This is a genomic window from Rhodococcus rhodochrous, from assembly GCF_900187265.1.
Classification (GTDB): Bacteria; Actinomycetota; Actinomycetes; order Mycobacteriales; family Mycobacteriaceae; genus Rhodococcus; species Rhodococcus rhodochrous.
Window position 1 is genome coordinate 449,936 of record NZ_LT906450.1, and the last position, 15,219, is coordinate 465,154.

15 protein-coding genes are annotated in these 15,219 nt (G+C 67.7%); 10 read left to right on the plus strand and 5 right to left on the minus strand.

Features of this window, described 5'->3' with window-relative positions; genetic code table 11:
- Positions 1-68: 68 nt before the first annotated feature.
- From CKW34_RS02065 to CKW34_RS02080, 4 genes are all read left to right on the plus strand, one after another.
- Complete coding sequence (locus CKW34_RS02065; protein ID WP_059383208.1) at positions 69-392, plus strand: YbaB/EbfC family nucleoid-associated protein; 324 nt, start codon at positions 69-71, stop codon at positions 390-392.
- A gap of 9 nt (positions 393-401) precedes the next feature.
- Entirely contained in the window at positions 402-1,010 is a 609-nt protein-coding gene (gene recR, locus CKW34_RS02070; protein ID WP_059383130.1) for a recombination mediator RecR, read from the plus strand.
- Positions 1,007-1,606 carry a TetR/AcrR family transcriptional regulator gene (locus tag CKW34_RS02075; RefSeq protein WP_059383129.1) on the plus strand — a complete coding sequence of 200 codons (600 nt, stop codon included), beginning with the start codon at positions 1,007-1,009 and terminating at the stop codon, positions 1,604-1,606. Before recR ends, CKW34_RS02075 begins: the two co-directional genes overlap by 4 nt.
- Before the next feature lie 96 nt (positions 1,607-1,702).
- Positions 1,703-3,199 (plus strand): MFS transporter, encoded by a 1,497-nt coding sequence (locus CKW34_RS02080; protein ID WP_231921784.1) that lies wholly within the window; start codon positions 1,703-1,705, stop codon positions 3,197-3,199.
- A 97-nt stretch (positions 3,200-3,296) separates the two neighbouring features.
- Here the strand turns inward: CKW34_RS02080 and CKW34_RS02085 are convergent, their stop codons facing one another.
- Positions 3,297-4,262: an oxygenase MpaB family protein gene (locus tag CKW34_RS02085; protein ID WP_059383127.1), complete on the minus strand. Its 966-nt coding sequence runs from the start codon at positions 4,260-4,262 to the stop codon at positions 3,297-3,299.
- A gap of 4 nt (positions 4,263-4,266) precedes the next feature.
- Positions 4,267-5,802, minus strand: coding sequence for an aldehyde dehydrogenase family protein (locus CKW34_RS02090; RefSeq protein WP_059383126.1), 1,536 nt, complete (start codon positions 5,800-5,802; stop codon positions 4,267-4,269).
- A 130-nt stretch (positions 5,803-5,932) separates the two neighbouring features.
- Between CKW34_RS02090 and CKW34_RS02095 the strand changes: the two genes are divergently transcribed.
- Positions 5,933-6,682 carry a GntR family transcriptional regulator gene (locus CKW34_RS02095; protein ID WP_167388350.1) on the plus strand — a complete coding sequence of 250 codons (750 nt, stop codon included), beginning with the start codon at positions 5,933-5,935 and terminating at the stop codon, positions 6,680-6,682.
- 80 nt (positions 6,683-6,762) lie between these two features.
- On the plus strand, positions 6,763-7,620 hold the full coding sequence (locus CKW34_RS02100; RefSeq protein ID WP_059383124.1) for an oxygenase MpaB family protein: 858 nt from the start codon (positions 6,763-6,765) through the stop codon (positions 7,618-7,620).
- Positions 7,621-7,686: 66 nt separating this feature from the next.
- On the opposite strand, the gene CKW34_RS02105 is transcribed toward CKW34_RS02100, so the two are convergent.
- The 3 genes from CKW34_RS02105 to CKW34_RS02115 are packed head-to-tail and all read right to left on the minus strand — an operon-like array spanning position 7,687 to position 10,558.
- Positions 7,687-8,163: a DUF4334 domain-containing protein gene (locus CKW34_RS02105; protein ID WP_059383123.1), complete on the minus strand. Its 477-nt coding sequence runs from the start codon at positions 8,161-8,163 to the stop codon at positions 7,687-7,689.
- Positions 8,160-9,284, minus strand: coding sequence for an NAD(P)-dependent alcohol dehydrogenase (locus tag CKW34_RS02110; RefSeq protein WP_059383122.1), 1,125 nt, complete (start codon positions 9,282-9,284; stop codon positions 8,160-8,162). Before CKW34_RS02110 ends, CKW34_RS02105 begins: the two co-directional genes overlap by 4 nt.
- Complete coding sequence (locus CKW34_RS02115) at positions 9,281-10,558, minus strand: TetR/AcrR family transcriptional regulator (protein WP_059383121.1); 1,278 nt, start codon at positions 10,556-10,558, stop codon at positions 9,281-9,283. Before CKW34_RS02115 ends, CKW34_RS02110 begins: the two co-directional genes overlap by 4 nt.
- A 253-nt stretch (positions 10,559-10,811) precedes the next feature.
- Here CKW34_RS02115 and CKW34_RS02120 point away from each other — a divergent pair, with 253 nt between their 5' ends.
- The 4 genes from CKW34_RS02120 (at position 10,812) to CKW34_RS02135 (ending at position 15,178) form a co-directional block, all read left to right on the plus strand.
- Positions 10,812-11,801, plus strand: coding sequence for an NAD(P)H-dependent flavin oxidoreductase (locus CKW34_RS02120; protein ID WP_080968305.1), 990 nt, complete (start codon positions 10,812-10,814; stop codon positions 11,799-11,801).
- Positions 11,798-12,577 (plus strand): enoyl-CoA hydratase, encoded by a 780-nt coding sequence (locus CKW34_RS02125; protein ID WP_016693188.1) that lies wholly within the window; start codon positions 11,798-11,800, stop codon positions 12,575-12,577. Before CKW34_RS02120 ends, CKW34_RS02125 begins: the two co-directional genes overlap by 4 nt.
- Positions 12,578-12,885: 308 nt before the next feature.
- Positions 12,886-14,484 carry a fatty-acid--CoA ligase FadD5 gene (gene fadD5, locus CKW34_RS02130; RefSeq protein ID WP_059383120.1) on the plus strand — a complete coding sequence of 533 codons (1,599 nt, stop codon included), beginning with the start codon at positions 12,886-12,888 and terminating at the stop codon, positions 14,482-14,484.
- A 145-nt stretch (positions 14,485-14,629) separates the two neighbouring features.
- Entirely contained in the window at positions 14,630-15,178 is a 549-nt protein-coding gene (locus tag CKW34_RS02135) for a hypothetical protein (RefSeq protein ID WP_059383119.1), read from the plus strand.
- Positions 15,179-15,219 lie beyond the last annotated feature (41 nt).

Consider the following 15,219-nt stretch of genomic DNA (forward strand, 5'->3'; position numbering starts at 1 on the left):
CGATGCGCGGCGACTAGGCTGGCATCACAAACGTGCAGAAAGGACGTGCCGTGCAACCCGGTGGTGGAATGCCCGACATGCAGCAACTCCTCGCTCAGGCCCAGCAGATGCAGCAGCAGCTCGTGGCTGCGCAGAACGAGATGGCGCAGGCGGAGGTCACCGGCCAGGCCGGCGGTGGTCTCGTCACGGCGACGGTGAAGGGCACGGGCGAGGTCGTGTCCGTGAAGATCGATCCGAAGGTCGTCGACCCCGAGGACGTCGAGACCCTGCAGGATCTCGTGGTCGGTGCGATCGCCGACGCCTCGGCGAAGGCCCAGGACATCGCGGCCGAGAAGCTCGGTCCGCTCGCGGGTGGGCTCGGCGGCGGAATCCCCGGCCTGCCCGGTTTCTAGAGGTCGGCGTTGTACGAAGGACCGGTACAGGACCTCATCGACGAGCTGGGCAAGCTTCCGGGCGTCGGCCCGAAGAGTGCCCAGCGCATCGCGTTCCATCTGCTCTCGGTCGAGCCGCCCGAGATCGACCGCCTGCAGGCGGCGCTGCAGCGGATCCGCGACGGCGTGCAGTTCTGCGAGGTCTGCGGAACGGTCTCCGACCAGCAGCGTTGCCGCATCTGCTCCGATCCTCGCCGCGACCGCACGGTGATCTGCGTGGTCGAGGAACCGAAGGACGTGCAGGCGATCGAACGCACCCGTGAGTTCCGGGGGCGCTACCACGTCCTCGGTGGTGCGCTCGACCCTCTCAACGGTGTCGGTCCCGACCAGCTGCACATCCGCGAACTGCTCACCCGGATCGGCAACCAGGAGGACGGCATCGACGTCTCCGAGGTGATCATCGCGACCGACCCCAACACGGAGGGCGAGGCGACGGCCACCTATCTGGTGCGCATGCTGCGCGACTTCCCGGGGCTGAGCGTGACACGCCTCGCGTCGGGTCTGCCGATGGGCGGCGACCTCGAGTTCGCCGACGAGCTGACGCTCGGACGAGCGTTGTCGGGGAGGCGGGCGATGTGACCGTGCGCAGCACGGAGGCATCGCATCGGGGTGCACCCGAGAAGCGTCGCCGAACTTCCGACGAGACCAGGAAGCTGATCATCGATGCTGCCGGTAAGGCGTTCGCGACGCGCCCCTACCGCGACATCACGCTCAAGGACATCGCGGAGGAAGCGGGCGTCAGCGCACCGCTGATCATCAAGTACTTCGGCTCGAAGGAGCAGTTGTACGAGGAGCTCGTCGACTTCCAGTACGGCGCGCAGGTGCTGTTCGACGGGCCGCTCGAGAGTCTGGGGGAGCGGATGGTCGCGATGCTCGCCCGCCCGCTCGAGCCCTACAAGCCGCTGTCGATGAACATCCTCTTCATGAGCGGGGGCAGCGAGGAGAGCAACCGCATGCTCCGCGACAACTACTCCACGCAGATGGTCGACGCTCTCGCCGCGCGGCTTCCGGGGCCGGACGCCCGTCTCCGGGCCGAGCTGGCGATGTCGGCGGTGATGGGTTTGGCGATCATGCGCCGCCGCATGATGCAGGAGCGCGCGACCGGAACGGTCGAGGAGGTGGTGGCGCTGTACGCGCCGCTGGTCCAGCGATTGCTCGACGGAGACAGTTCTTAGCGGCACGAATGACCTTGGTCACTCCTCTTGAGGGTAAATAGCCGTTCACCTAATGTGGTGAACGGCTATTTACCTATTGGCGAGGAGGGAGTGTCGATGTCGATCTCGCTCCCCCTGCGCCTGCACGTGTCGGGTAGGTCCGCCTCCGCGCCGACCCGCTCGGTCCCCGGAACGAAGACGGCGAGCGGACCGGCGGAGAAGAAGACACGCGACCTGCGGCATCTCGTCTTCCCGGTTCTCGCGGTCGGTGCCGTCTTCCAGGCCATCATGCAGACCGTCATGGTCCCGCTCCTGCCGAGCATGCCGGGCTTCACCGGCGCCGGAACCACCGCGGTCTCGTGGTTGGTGACGAGCACCCTGCTGGTCGGTGCGGTGATGACGCCGATCTTCGGCCGTCTCGCCGACATGATCGGCAAGAAGCGGATGCTCCTCATCGCGTTCTCGCTCATGACCCTCGGCTCGCTGATCTGCGCGCTGACCTCCGACATCGGATTGCTCATCTTCGCCCGCGGCCTGCAGGGCGCCGGCGCGGCGGTGCTGCCGATCGGCATGGCGATCCTCCGCGAGGTCGTGCCCCGCGATCACGTGGAGCGCTCGATCGCGATGCTCAGCTCCACCCTCGGCATCGGCACCGCGGTCGGCATCCCGTTCGCGGCCGCCATCGTCCAGTTCGCCGACTGGCACCTGCTCTTCTGGATCACCGCCGCGATCGGTGCCGGTGTGGCCCTCGCGGCGTGGATCGTCATCCCGGAATCGGACACCCGCACCGGCGGTCGTTTCGACGCCGTGGGCGCCGCCGGCCTGTCCGCAGCGCTGGTGTGCCTGCTCGTGCCCATCACCCAGGGCAGCACGTGGGGCTGGTCGAGCCCCGCGGTGCTGCTCTCGTTCGCCGCGTCGGTGCTGCTGTTCGTGCTCTGGGGCGTGCAGCAGTTGCGCAACCGCAACCCGCTCGTCGACCTGCGTGTCTCGGCCCGCCGTTCCGTCCTCGCGCCGCATCTGTCGGCACTGCTCGTCGGGTTCGCCTTCTACGGCAACACCCTCATCACCACGCAGCTGCTGCAGGCGCCGTCCGGGCACGGAGCCGGGTACGAACTGACCATCCTCCAGGCCGCCGCGTGTCAGCTCGCCGCGAGCTTCGCGATGATGATCTTCGCGATCGTGGCCTCCCGGATCACCGAACGCTTCGGCCCCAAGATCACGATCATGACCGGAGCGGTCTTCCTGCTCGCCGGTTACAGCGTCCACGCGGTGCCCGGCAAGCCGCTGTGGCTCGTGGTCGCCGCCATCTTCGTCGCGGCCATCGGCACGTCGCTCGTGTACTGCACACTGCCGGTGCTCCTGCTCGGTGCTGTGCCCCTGTCGCAGAACGCGGCTGCGAACGGCGTCAATGTCCTGCTCCGCACCGTGGGCAGCACCGTCTGCAGCGCGGTCGTCGCCTCGGTGCTCGCAGCCCACACTCTCGGAGGCGGGCTCGGCATCGGCACCGCGGGCTTCGTGATCGCCTATCTCGTGTGCGCCGGCTGCGCCGTGGTCGTCTTCGTCTCGGGCTTCGCGCTCCCGTCGAAGCAGGCCCTGCGGCCCGTCGAGAACTGAGCCGGCCCGCTCCTCGCAGAACAGTTACGGCCCCGCACCCCGGTGGTGAAACCGGAATGCGGGGCCGCCCCTCCTGTCCCCCATGCCTGTCGGTGCGTCAGTGTTCGACGCCCAGATCGCTCGGACGGTAACCGAGGGGGTAACCCGGATACGTCCGGTTGGTGGCATTGCCCGCGGACAGCGACACGCGTCGCTTCGGCAGTCGCCGCACGAACGCCGACCGTGCCCGCAGCGCACCCTCGACGAACTCCGTCAGCTGCGGTGAGCTCTTCGGGAAACCGAACGCCGACGCCATGCGGTCGTCGATCAGCGCGAAGACGACCTTCTCGATGCCCTTGTTCAGCACCTTCGGGTACCACGACTGGAACAGGCGCAGCGTGTAGGTACCGATGGCGTGGTTGTCGTCGCTGTAGGTGAACTTCTCACGCTCGTATTCGAGCTTGAACCGGTGGAACTCCTGGAACGACTCCGGGATGTCCTTGATGCCCATCCGGATGCCAACCTGGCGGTAGAAGTAGAACGACGCCAGCCGCTCCTTCGGGTGCAGACGACGCCACCCGTAACGGTCGATCCAGTCGAGCGGGTCGTACACGAAGGTCGACAGGACGTACAGCATGTCGTCGTTGTCGATCGAGTACTTGCCGTGCATCCGGTTGATGTTGCGCAGCGATTCGCGTCCCCGCTCGGCGTCGTAGCCGTGCTCGACCAGCTCGGCCATCAGCAGCGCCGTGTCGTCGTACCGCTTCTGCGGCCGCTTCTCGAACTCGCCGGTGCGAGCGAGCAGTTCCGAGATGCTGGGCACGCAGTACGTGCGGAAGAGGGCGAACTCGAGCGACCGCTGATAGTCCCACGGGAACTCGTAGCCGGCGGTGATCCGCACGATGTCCTGGTGCTGCGTGACCGGGTCGAGCTCCTCGATCACCTTGACCCAGCCCATCCGCCCACGCTTCGGGTGCGGATCCCTGTTCGGGGGCGGGAACGTGCCGGCCTTCTCGATACGTGCCTCGGGCTTTGCGACGACGGCGGCCTTCCGGCTGCGAGTGCGCGGGGGAGTGGTCGTCATCGGCTCACCTTCCGTGCATGAACTTGAGCATCGCCTGCGAGATCTTCAGGTCGCGCTCCGGACGCTCGAGGCTCATGAGCTTGAGCGGCGAGCTGAACTTCGCCACCGTGACGGACTTGGGACGGCTGAACTCGCGCAGGCCGTCGGCGCCGTGGATGCGGCCGAAGCCGGACTCTCCGATGCCGCCGAAGGGCAGCGAGGCGATGGCGGCGAAGCCGAGCACCGAGTTGACCGACACCATGCCGTTGCGCAGGCGCTCGGCGAGCTGACGGCCCTTCTTCTTGTTGCGCGTGAAGATCGACGCGCCGAGACCGTAGTTGGTGCCGTTCGCGCGCTCGACTGCCTCGTCGAGGTCGCGGACCTTGTTGACGACGACCGTCGGGCCGAAGGTCTCCTCGCACACCGCGGCCGAGGTCTCGGGCACGTCGGTGAGGATGACGGGTTCGACGATGCGCTCCTGCACCGACTCGAGTCCGCCCAGGACGGCCTTGCCGCCGGACTTCAGGGCGTCCTCGATGTGGTTGCGCACGATGTCGACCTGGCGCGGAAGCGTCATGGGGCCGTAGGTCGAGTTCTCGTCGCCGCCCGGCTTCGCACGCCGGACGGTGGCGGTGAGCTTGTCGAGGAACTCACGGTAGACGGGCTCCTCGACGTAGATGCGCTCGACGCCCGCGCAGGTCTGGCCGGCGTTGCCGAACGCACCGAAGGCGGCGAACTCGACGGCCTCGTCGATGTTCGCGTCGGCCGCGACGATCATCGCGTCCTTGCCGCCGCACTCGGCGACGAGCGGGGTGAGCGACTCGGCGCACACCGCCATGACCTTGCGGGCGGTGGGGCCGGAGCCGGTGAAGGCGACCTTGTCGACACCCGAACGCACGAGCGCCGAACCCGTCTCACCGAGACCGGTGACCACCTGGAAGACGGGCTGAGTGGGAGCGATCGAATTCCACTTGTCCTCGAGCCACTTCGCGACCCCGGGGGTGAGCTCGCTCGGCTTGAACACGACGGCGTTGCCGGCGGCCAGCGAGTAGGCGATCGAACCCATCGGGGTGTAGACCGGGTAGTTCCAGGGGCCGATCACGCCGATGACACCGAGCGGCTTGTACTCGAGGGTCGCGGCCTGGTTGAAGCTCGCGACGCCCGAGGGCACCTTGCGGGGCTTGAGCACCTTCTTGGCGTTCTTGGCCGCCCAGTCGAGATGCTCGACCGCCAGCATGACTTCGAGGAAGGCGTCGCCGAAGGGCTTGCCGGTCTCCTTGGACACCACCGATGCGAGCGAGGTCGCGTCGGTCGCGACGGCCTTCTTGAACTCGAGGAGCCAGTCGCGGCGGCCGCGGAAGCCCTGCGCCTCCCACCAGCGGGCAGCGACGCGGGCACGCTCGACGGCCGCGCCCACGGCGGCCTCGTCGGCGATCGGATACTCGGCGATCACCTCGCCGTTCCGGGGATCGAGGCTGGCGAAGGTGTCGGTGTTCGCTGCCGTGGATGCCTTGTCCGAGTTGCTCTTCGCGTTCTTCGGACTGGTGAGGTTCTGGGTCATGTTCGACACTTCCTGGTGGACCACATCACATATATTTGATGTGATAGCTGTAGTGGACATCACATTAGGCGTTCGCGGGCCAATTGGACAACCCCCGTGCGCAGTTGTCCGGATTCCTACAGGAGACACGATGGCGGCACCGACACGCAGCCCCGGGACAGCGGCGGATCACGCTGCGGCATCCCGACGTTCGGAGGGGGCCGTGCGGCGCCGTCCGCAGCTTTCCGACGAGGTGGCCGGCCACCTCCGCGGCTCGATCATGTCCGGCGCGCTGCGTCCGGGCGACTTCATCCGGCTCGACGAGACCGCGGTCGAACTCGGCGTCAGCGTCACCCCCGTCCGGGAGGCGCTGCTGACACTGCGCGGCGAGGGAATGGTCGAATCCGCCCCGAACCGCGGCTACCGGGTCTCGCCCCTCACGCGCGGCGACATCGACGACATCTTCTGGCTGCAGGGGCAGATCGCCGTCGAGCTCGCACTCCGTGCGGTCGACCGTGCCACGCCGGCCGATCTCGAGCGTCTGGCCGACCTCAACGAGCGGTTGCGCATGCTCGTCGTCATCCCGGAGGGGGTGACGCCCGACATCGAGCGGATCGCCGACGCCGAGTTCGACTTCCATCGCGAGCTCAACCGCATCGCCGACAGCCCCAAGCTCGCATGGTTCCTCAACACCGCCTCGCGCACCATTCCGTACCGTCTCTACGCGCGGGACGCCGAGTGGGGGACGCTCGCCGTCCGGTCGCACACGAAGCTGATCGAGGCGATCGCCGCGCAGGACCACAGTGAGGTGATCACACAGACGCTCCTGCAGTTCGAGGATGCGGCCGCGCGTCTGGTCGCCCACCGTGAGCGGGCGGGGGTCGATTCGCCTTCCGGATAGGCACTTGCCTATCTGAGTACGGGTGTGCACAATTTGTATGACAGTACTGCACCCGTGCTTTCACCATCAGGAGACCTCCGATGACGACCCACGCCGAAGAGCGCGTCCCCGCCGTCACCACCGACGGGCCGGTGGCGACTCCCGCTCCGCTTCCGGCGGGCTCGGTCGAACTGGCCGACTTCGTCGGAGAGTCGATGCTCCTGCTCGGAGCCGGCGCGACGGTCCTCCTGCAGCTGGCATCGCGCGGTGTCGGGCACGGCGTCGCCGATCACAGCACCACCCTGCAGCGGCCGCTCGACCGGTTGCGCACCACGATGACCTACGTCTATGCGGTCACGCTCGGCACTCCCGAGGAGAAGAAGCAGGTCGTCCGGATGGTCAACAAGGCGCACGTCCCGGTGCGCTCGGAGACCTACAACGCCTTCGACCCCGAACTCCAGTTGTGGGTCGCCGCAACGCTGTACCGGAACGGCGTGAACATGTACCAGCGGATGTTCGGACCGCTCACCGATGCCGACATCGAACGCATCTACCGCCAGTCCGCGGTCTACGGCACGGCCCTGCAGGTCGAGGACGACATGTGGCCGAAGACGCGGGAGGAGTTCGACAGGTACTGGGACGAGATGATCGCGACCTTCGAGGTCGATCGGAAGGTGCGGTCCTTCACCCGCAACCTCCTCACCGGCGGCGATGCCCCGCTTCCCGTTCGTGCCCTCATGCCACTGCAGCGGTTCATGACGATCGGTCTTCTGCCGCAACGCATGCGCGACGAGTTCGCGCTGCCGTGGAGCCCGCGCGACCAGCGGCGCTTCGACCTGTTCTGGAAGGTGTTCCCGCCGATCTACCGCACGGTGCCCGGGCCGATCCGCCGGCTGTCGGCCACCTACTACCTCAACGACATGCGACGCCGGATGAAGGCGCACGGACACGTCATCTGAGGGGTTCGCCGTGAATGCCGAGTGGCCGGACGCATGTCCGGCCACTTCGCGTCTCCCGTCCGACGATCACACGGCGGTGTCGCGTTCGAGACCGAACCAGTAGTGCTCGCCGTCGTCGAACACCAACGAGCCCTTGCCGTTCATCACCCCGACGACGGTGTCGTCGTCGACCTTCTTGAAGTGGTCGAAGACCGGCATGCCGTCGTAGACCATCGTCGCCGTCACCTCGCCGCGGAACACGATCTCCCACAGGCTTGCCTCACCGCGTCCGGTCTTCGTGTCGGAGAACAACTCGTCGTCCTCGCCGTAGCACACGAGCGGCTGGACCTCGGATGCCGACACGAACGTCTTTCCGTACCATCGCGACCTGCCGAGCAGTGTATGGGTGCGGTGTCCGGTGTCGAAACTGAAGCCCTTCCAACGGTATCCGACGAGATCGTCGATGCGGGCCGGAGCGAGATGCTCCCAGAGGGCATCGAGTTCGCGAGGGTCGATCCGGTCGGTGCGGGCGCGCAGTTCCTCGAGTCGCTGGACGACGTTCATGTGTTCCCCTGGATGTCGAAGGTGAGTACGGCCTTGACGACCTCGCCGGAGGCGACAGCGGCGAGAGCGTCGTCGAGTTTCGTGAAATCGAAGGTCTGCACGAGTTCGTCCACGGGGAAGTGCCCGTCGCGCCACAGTGCGGCCAGTTCTGGAAGGAACCGGTGGGGATCGACGTCGCCCTCGATGACTCCGGTCAGGGTGCGTCCGGACAACAGGTGGGTCTGGTCGATCGAGACGGGATTGCGGCCGGCGCGCAGCCCGAGGGTGACGCAGACACCGGGACTGGCCAGCGACGACAGTGCCTGCCGGATCACGGATTCGGTGCCCACGGACTCCACCGCACAGTCGGCGCCACCGCCGGTGAGACGACGCAGGTGCCGTCCGAGGTCGTCGTGATCGACGGGGGATAGCGTCTCGGTGGCCCCGAGCGCTCGCGCGAGCCCGTGTCGTCGCGGGTTCGGGTCGACGCCGATGATGTTCCCGCACCCGGCGATCCGTGCCGCCATCACCGCGGCCGTGCCGACGGCGCCGAGACCGAAGACGACGATCGTCGACCCCTGTTCCGGTCGCAGTACCTCGAGCACGGTTCCGGCGCCGGTCGCGAGGCCACATCCGAGCGGACCCGCCAGTGCTACCGGAACATCCGCCGGCAGACGCACGGCGTTGCGTTCGGTGGCCACGACGAGCGAGGAGAACGACGACTGCCCGAACCAGTTGCCGTGCACCGGTGCTCCGTCGGCGTCGCGGAGCACCGCGGTGCCGTCGGCGCGTACACCGCCGTAGTTGAGCGGGGCGAACCGCGTGCAGTAGGCGTGCCGTCCCCGGGTGCAGTTGCTGCACGTACGGCACGAGTCGAATCCGAGGACCACCCGATCGCCGACCGCGAGACCGGTGACCGCCGAACCCACTTCGGTGACGACTCCGGCGCCCTCGTGGCCGAGCACGACGGGTGTCGGGACGGGGACGCCTCCCGCGGCGGCGGTGAGATCGGTGTGGCAGATCCCGACCCCGTGGATCCGGACGAGTACTTCGTCGTCGCGCAGTTCGGGCACGGTCACCGTCTCGAGCCGCAGCGGCGCGCCGTACTCGCGTAGTACCGCGGCGGTGGCGGTGCGGGTCATCCCGCCGTCTCCGGCGAACCGGTGTCGCCGAGCAGCACCGAGAGCATCAACTGCTGCACCCGGCGCTGCCGCGAACGGGTGGGCAGGAAGTGCACGAGGCTGCCGGTGTCGAGCACGAGGTTGAGTGCGGCGTGCACGAGGAAACGGCATTCGACGGCGGGCAGTTCGGGACGGAGTTCGCCGACCAGGCGCGCCCATTCCTCGATGTTGAGCCGCTGGATGTTCCGCAGGTCGCTGCGGTGGTGTGCCGGCAGATTGCCGACCTCGGCGAAGTACACCGACATCAGTTCGCTGTTCTCGAACGACATCCGGACGTACACCTCGGTGAGGACGTCGAGGGCCTGCGCAGAGGTCGTGGAGTCGGCGAGCGCCTCGCCGATGATCATCGCGACGCGATCACCGGCCCGGTGGAAGGCGGCCGCGAGCAGATCGGCCTTGCTCGCGAAGTGCCGGTAGACGCCGGATGCGTTGATACCGGCCGCCGCACCGATCTCCTCGATGCTCACCTCGTGATAGCCCCGGGCGTCGAAGAGCAGCACGGCCTCCTGCAGGAGGACCTCGCGCTTGTTCGCCACGGACAGCCCGCGCGGTTCGGGGGCCGGCGTCGGTTCGTCGACGTCGGGCACCAGATCGGTCGCCGCGACCGCCGTGCACGCGTCGAGCAGCAACTGCTGCAGGCGCCGATTGGACAGCGGGACGCGGTGGGTGGTGATGGAGCCGATGACGCTGAGCATCGCGCTGCTGAGCAGGATGTAGTCGTCGTCGGTGAGGTCCGGCCGCAGGCGCGCGACCGTGCGGGCGAGACTGCGGTTGAGCGCCCTCATCTTCGAGCGGATCTCGCTGTGGTCCTCGCCGGTGAGATAGCGGCGTTCCCAGCGGTACAACCCACCCGTGCGGCGGTTCTCGATCGTGGTGCGGATGAGAGCGAGGAGCTTGCGTTCGAGCTCTTCGGCGGCGTCGAGGTCGGTGCCGTTCGCTCCGCTCTGCTCGTCGAACTCCGCGAGGGCGGAGCCGAGGGCGTCGGCGAGGGTGACGACGGCGTGGTGGAACAGGGCGTACTTGTTCGGGAAGTGCCGGTACAGGGCGGGACCGGAGATGCCGACGGCAGTGGCGATCTCGTCGATGCTCACACCGTGATAGCCGCGTTCGCTGAACGCCTCGGCCGCGACCGTGGCGATCTGTGCCTTGCGGTTCTTCGGCCGGCGACGCACGGTGGGGGTCGGGGTGCCGGTATTCGCGGCTGTGCGTGCCCCGACCTGCGCTTGTTCGGGCACCCTGCCTCCTCGTCGTGGATCCTGTCTCGGGCCGCGATGTCGCGGCGAATGTCGTCGGCCTCAAAGGTAACAGTCGAACCCCCTGCGGAGGAACACTACTTATGGGTAAGAATCGCCAAAACTGCAGTACAGAACGTATTGACAAACCAGCACCCAGGCCGCAAAGTTAACCCCAATTCTTCACGTGCGTCACCGCTGGGCGCATACGGAACCGTCACGACAGCGGCACTTTTCGAAGGACCGAGGAGGACTCGTGAGAACCCGATTCACCGAGATTTTCGGGGTGGAGCATCCCATCGTCCAGGGCGGCATGATGTGGGTCGGCCGCGCCGAACTCGTGGCCGCCGTGGCGGAGGCGGGAGCGCTCGGCTTCATCACCGCACTGACCCAGCCCACCCCGGAGGATCTCGTTCGCGAGATCGAACGGACGCGCGAACTCACCGACAAGCCGTTCGGCGTCAACCTCACGATCCTGCCGTCGATCGATCCGCCGCCGTACGCCGAGTACCGCCAGGCGATCATCGACTCGGGCGTGAAGATCGTCGAGACCGCCGGCTTCAACCCGGCCGATCACCTGCCGCACTTCAAGGACGCCGGCATCAAGGTGATCCACAAGTGCACGAGCGTGCGGCACGCGGTCAAGGCCGAGCGCATCGGCGTGGACGCCGTGAGCATCGACGGCTTCGAGTGCGCCGGCCACCCGGGTGAGGACGACGTCCCGGGCCTGATCCTCATCCCCGCCGCGACGAGCAAGCTCGGCATCCCTGTCATCGCCTCGGGCGGCATCGCCGATTCACGCGGCCTCGTGGCGGCGCTCGCGCTCGGCGCCGACGGTGTCAACATGGGCACCCGCTTCATGTGCACGGTCGAATCGCCCGTGGCCCACGAGGTCAAGGAGCAGATCGTCCGCAACACCGAACTCGACACCAAGCTCATCTTCCGCACTTTGCGCAACACCGCTCGTGTCGCCACCAACGCGGTGAGCGAAGAGGTCGTCGAGATCGAATCGCGCGGAGCCGAATTCGGCGACATCGCCCACCTGGTCGCCGGTGCGCGCGGCCGCAAGGTGTTCGAGGACGGAGATCTCGACGCCGGTATCTGGACGGCCGGGCAGAGCCAGGGGCTCATCCACGACATCCCCACCGTCGGCGAACTGGTCGACCGCATGGTCACCGAGGCGGAGGCCGTCATCACGGGCCGCCTGAACGACATCGCCGGTGCCGACCGGACGGTGCGCGCATGACCTCGACCACCACCGAGAGCCTGCGGTCCGAACTCGCCGACGGCATCCTGCGACTGACCATCACGCGTCCGCGCCGGATGAACGCGATCGACCTGACCACGATGAAGACGCTGAGCGACGCGGTGAAGGCGGCCGGCGACGACGAACGCGTCCGTACGATCGTCGTCACCGGTGAGGGATCGGCGTTCTGCACGGGTGCGGACCTGGCTGCGGGAGCAGCGGATCCGCAGGACCCCGGTGTCGTCATGGACACCGCCAACGAACTGGTCCGGACGATCGCGTCCGTCCCGGTCCCCGTCATCGCGGCGGTCAACGGACCCGCCGCGGGCGTCGGTGTCTCGATCGCCCTCGCGGCCGATCTCACCTACGCGGCCGAGAGCGCGTACTTCCTGCTCGCCTTCGTCAACATCGGACTGATGCCCGACGGCGGCGCGAGCCTGCTGGTTCCCGCCGCGATCGGGCGGGCCCGGGCCGCCGAGATGGCACTGCTCGGCGAGCGGGTGTCCGCGCAGGACGCCGACCGGTTCGGACTGGTGGCCCGCACCCTGCCCGACGCCGAACTCGCCGCACATGTCGACGCCGTCGCCTCGCGGACCGCATCCGGCCCGCGACGTGCCCTGGAACTGACGAAGCGAGCCCTCAACGCCTCGACGCTCGGCGAACTCGACGCGGCGCTCGCGCGGGAAAAGGACGGCCAGGTCGAACTCCTCGGTTCCGCCGACTTCGCAGAGGGGGCCATGGCGATGCTGGAGAAGCGCCCCGCCCGCTTCGCCTGACCGGACGATCCTTCCCGAGCACGGTTCTCGGGGGATCGACTAGGAACTTCCCGGGCGGGAGCAGGGACCGGCGTGCTCGTCGGAACACCCGCTCCCGTCCGGTGAACCCAGCGCTCGACCAGTATTTTCTGCGGTATCCACCCGTTCTCGCTCGGCGACGACGCCTGGAGCGAGTCGGGCCGCATTCGCGGAATCTCCGTTAACAAAAGCTCTGGCCCAAACCGTTCCGGGCCTGTAATGTGCCTCACACATCGACGGCTCGGCACAGGCCGTGCCCGCACTCCCGCCCCGTCACGAGAGGATCATCGATGGTTCCCCCCTCTGTCGTTTCCGAAGCGGTCGGTTCCGACGCGACCCGCTTCCGTAGCAACAACTGGAACAATCAGGTGGCGCGCCACGCCCTGATGATTCCCGATCGCACGGCCTTCCGATTCCGCGGCGAGACCATCACCTGGTCGCAGCTGAACACGCGTGTCGAGAAGCTCGCCGATGCACTCTCGCGTCGCGGCGTCGGCTTCGGCGACCGCATCATCATCCTCATGCTCAACCGTCCGGAGTACGTCGAGATCGTGCTCGCGGCCAACGCCCTCGGTGCCATCGCCGTGCCGGTGAACTTCCGCCTCACCGCACCCGAGGTCGCCTTCCTCGTGGGTGATTCCGGCGCGAAGGCGATCGTCGCGGAGGGACCGCTCGTCCCGCTCGCCGCCGCCGCGCGTGGCCAGGCCGAGGGCATCGAACTGTCCATCACGGTCGGAGCCGAGCCGGAAGGCGACTCGCTCTCCTACGAGGCGCTCGTCGCCGAAGAGGGCGAACCCCACCCGCCGGTGGCGATCCCGAACGACACGCCCGCGCTCATCATGTACACCTCGGGCACCACGGGCCGGCCGAAGGGCGCCGTGCTCACCCACTCCAATCTCGAAGCGCAGTCGCTCACCTGCATCCGGGCCTTCCGTCTGTTCGACGAGTCGGGCATCGGTTTCTGCGCGTCGCCGATGTTCCACATCGCGGCCCTCGGCTCGATCGCCCCGAGCCTGATGCTCGGCACCCCCACCGTCATCCACCCGGTCGGCGCCTTCGACCCGGAGGAACTGCTCGACGTGCTCGAGGCCGAGAACGTCACCAGTCTGTTCCTCGTGCCGGTGCAGTGGCAGGCGATGTGCGCCGCGCAGCGGGCCAAGCCGCGGAAACTGAAGCTGCGCAACATCTCCTGGGGTGCGGCGCCGAGTTCCGACACGATCCTGCGGGCCATGGCGGAGACCTTCCCCGACGCCTTCAACGTGGCGGTCTTCGGGCAGACCGAGATGTCGCCCATCACCTGCGTGCTCGACGGCGACGACGCCATCCGCAAGCTCGGCTCCGTGGGCCGGGTCATCCCCACCATCCAGGCGCGCGTGGTCGACGACGAGATGAACGACGTCGCTCCCGGTGAGGTCGGCGAGATCGTCTACCGCGGCCCCACCATGATGCGCGAGTACTGGAACAACCCCACCGCCACCAGCGAGGCGTTCTACGGCGGATGGTTCCACTCCGGCGACCTCGTGCGCGTCGACGAGGAGGGCTTCGTCTACGTCGTCGACCGCAAGAAGGACATGATCATCTCGGGTGGCGAGAACATCTACTGCGCCGAGGTGGAGAACGTCCTGTACGGGCACCCCAAGGTGCTCGAGGCCGCGGTCATCGGCCGCCCCGACGCGAAGTGGGGCGAGGTGCCCGTCGCCGTCGTCGCGCTCGAGCCCGGCAACGACGATCTCACCCTCGACGAACTCCAGCCGTACCTGAACGAGCACCTCGCGCGGTACAAGCACCCCAAGGAGGTCGTGATCGTCGACGCCCTGCCCCGCAACGCGAGCGGCAAGGTCGTCAAGGGTGAACTCCGCGGCGGTCTCCCCGCCGTCACCCAGGGCTGATCCCGGCGCACTCCTCGTACGAACGAACGGGGACCGGACCACTACGGTCCGTGTCCTCGTTCGTCGTCGTTCGGCGCCGGATCGGTGAGGTCGCGTCGGGGGAGCCGTTGAACTACTGGAAGAAGTTGTTGGAAGGACTGGGCGGATGACACCGACCGATGCCCCCACCGGTAACGACACCGAATCCGCAGCGGAATCGCGCGATGCTGTTGCGGCCACCCGTTCCGGCGTGGGCCGGTGGGTCACCGCCGCGGTCGTCGTGGTGTTGCTTGCGGCCGCCGGTTTCTTCGGATTCCGTTGGTGGCAGGCCGAACAGGACGCGGCGCTGCGCGACGACGCGATCGCGCAGGCCCGCGAGTACGCAGTGGCGCTCGGCACCTACGACTACCGCTCGTTCGACGACAACCTCACCGCCGTGACCCCCAATGCCACCGAGGAATTCGCCTCCCGCTACGAGGAGGTGGCCGGAGATCTGAGAGAGCTCGTGGCGAACGGGGAGGGCACGTCGGCGGCGCGTGCCGAGCACGCCGGTCTCGAGAGCTTCGACGGCGATGTCGCCACGGTGCTGGTCTTCCTCGATCAGGACGTGAAGAACGTCGTCGTGCCGGAGGGACGTACCGACGCGACCCGCTTCGTCATCACATTGAAGCGGGTCGGCGACCGGTGGTTGCTCGACGGAGCCGACGCACGGTAGCGCGGGCCGGCTCCCGCCGTAGCGGAGCGTCGAACACCACC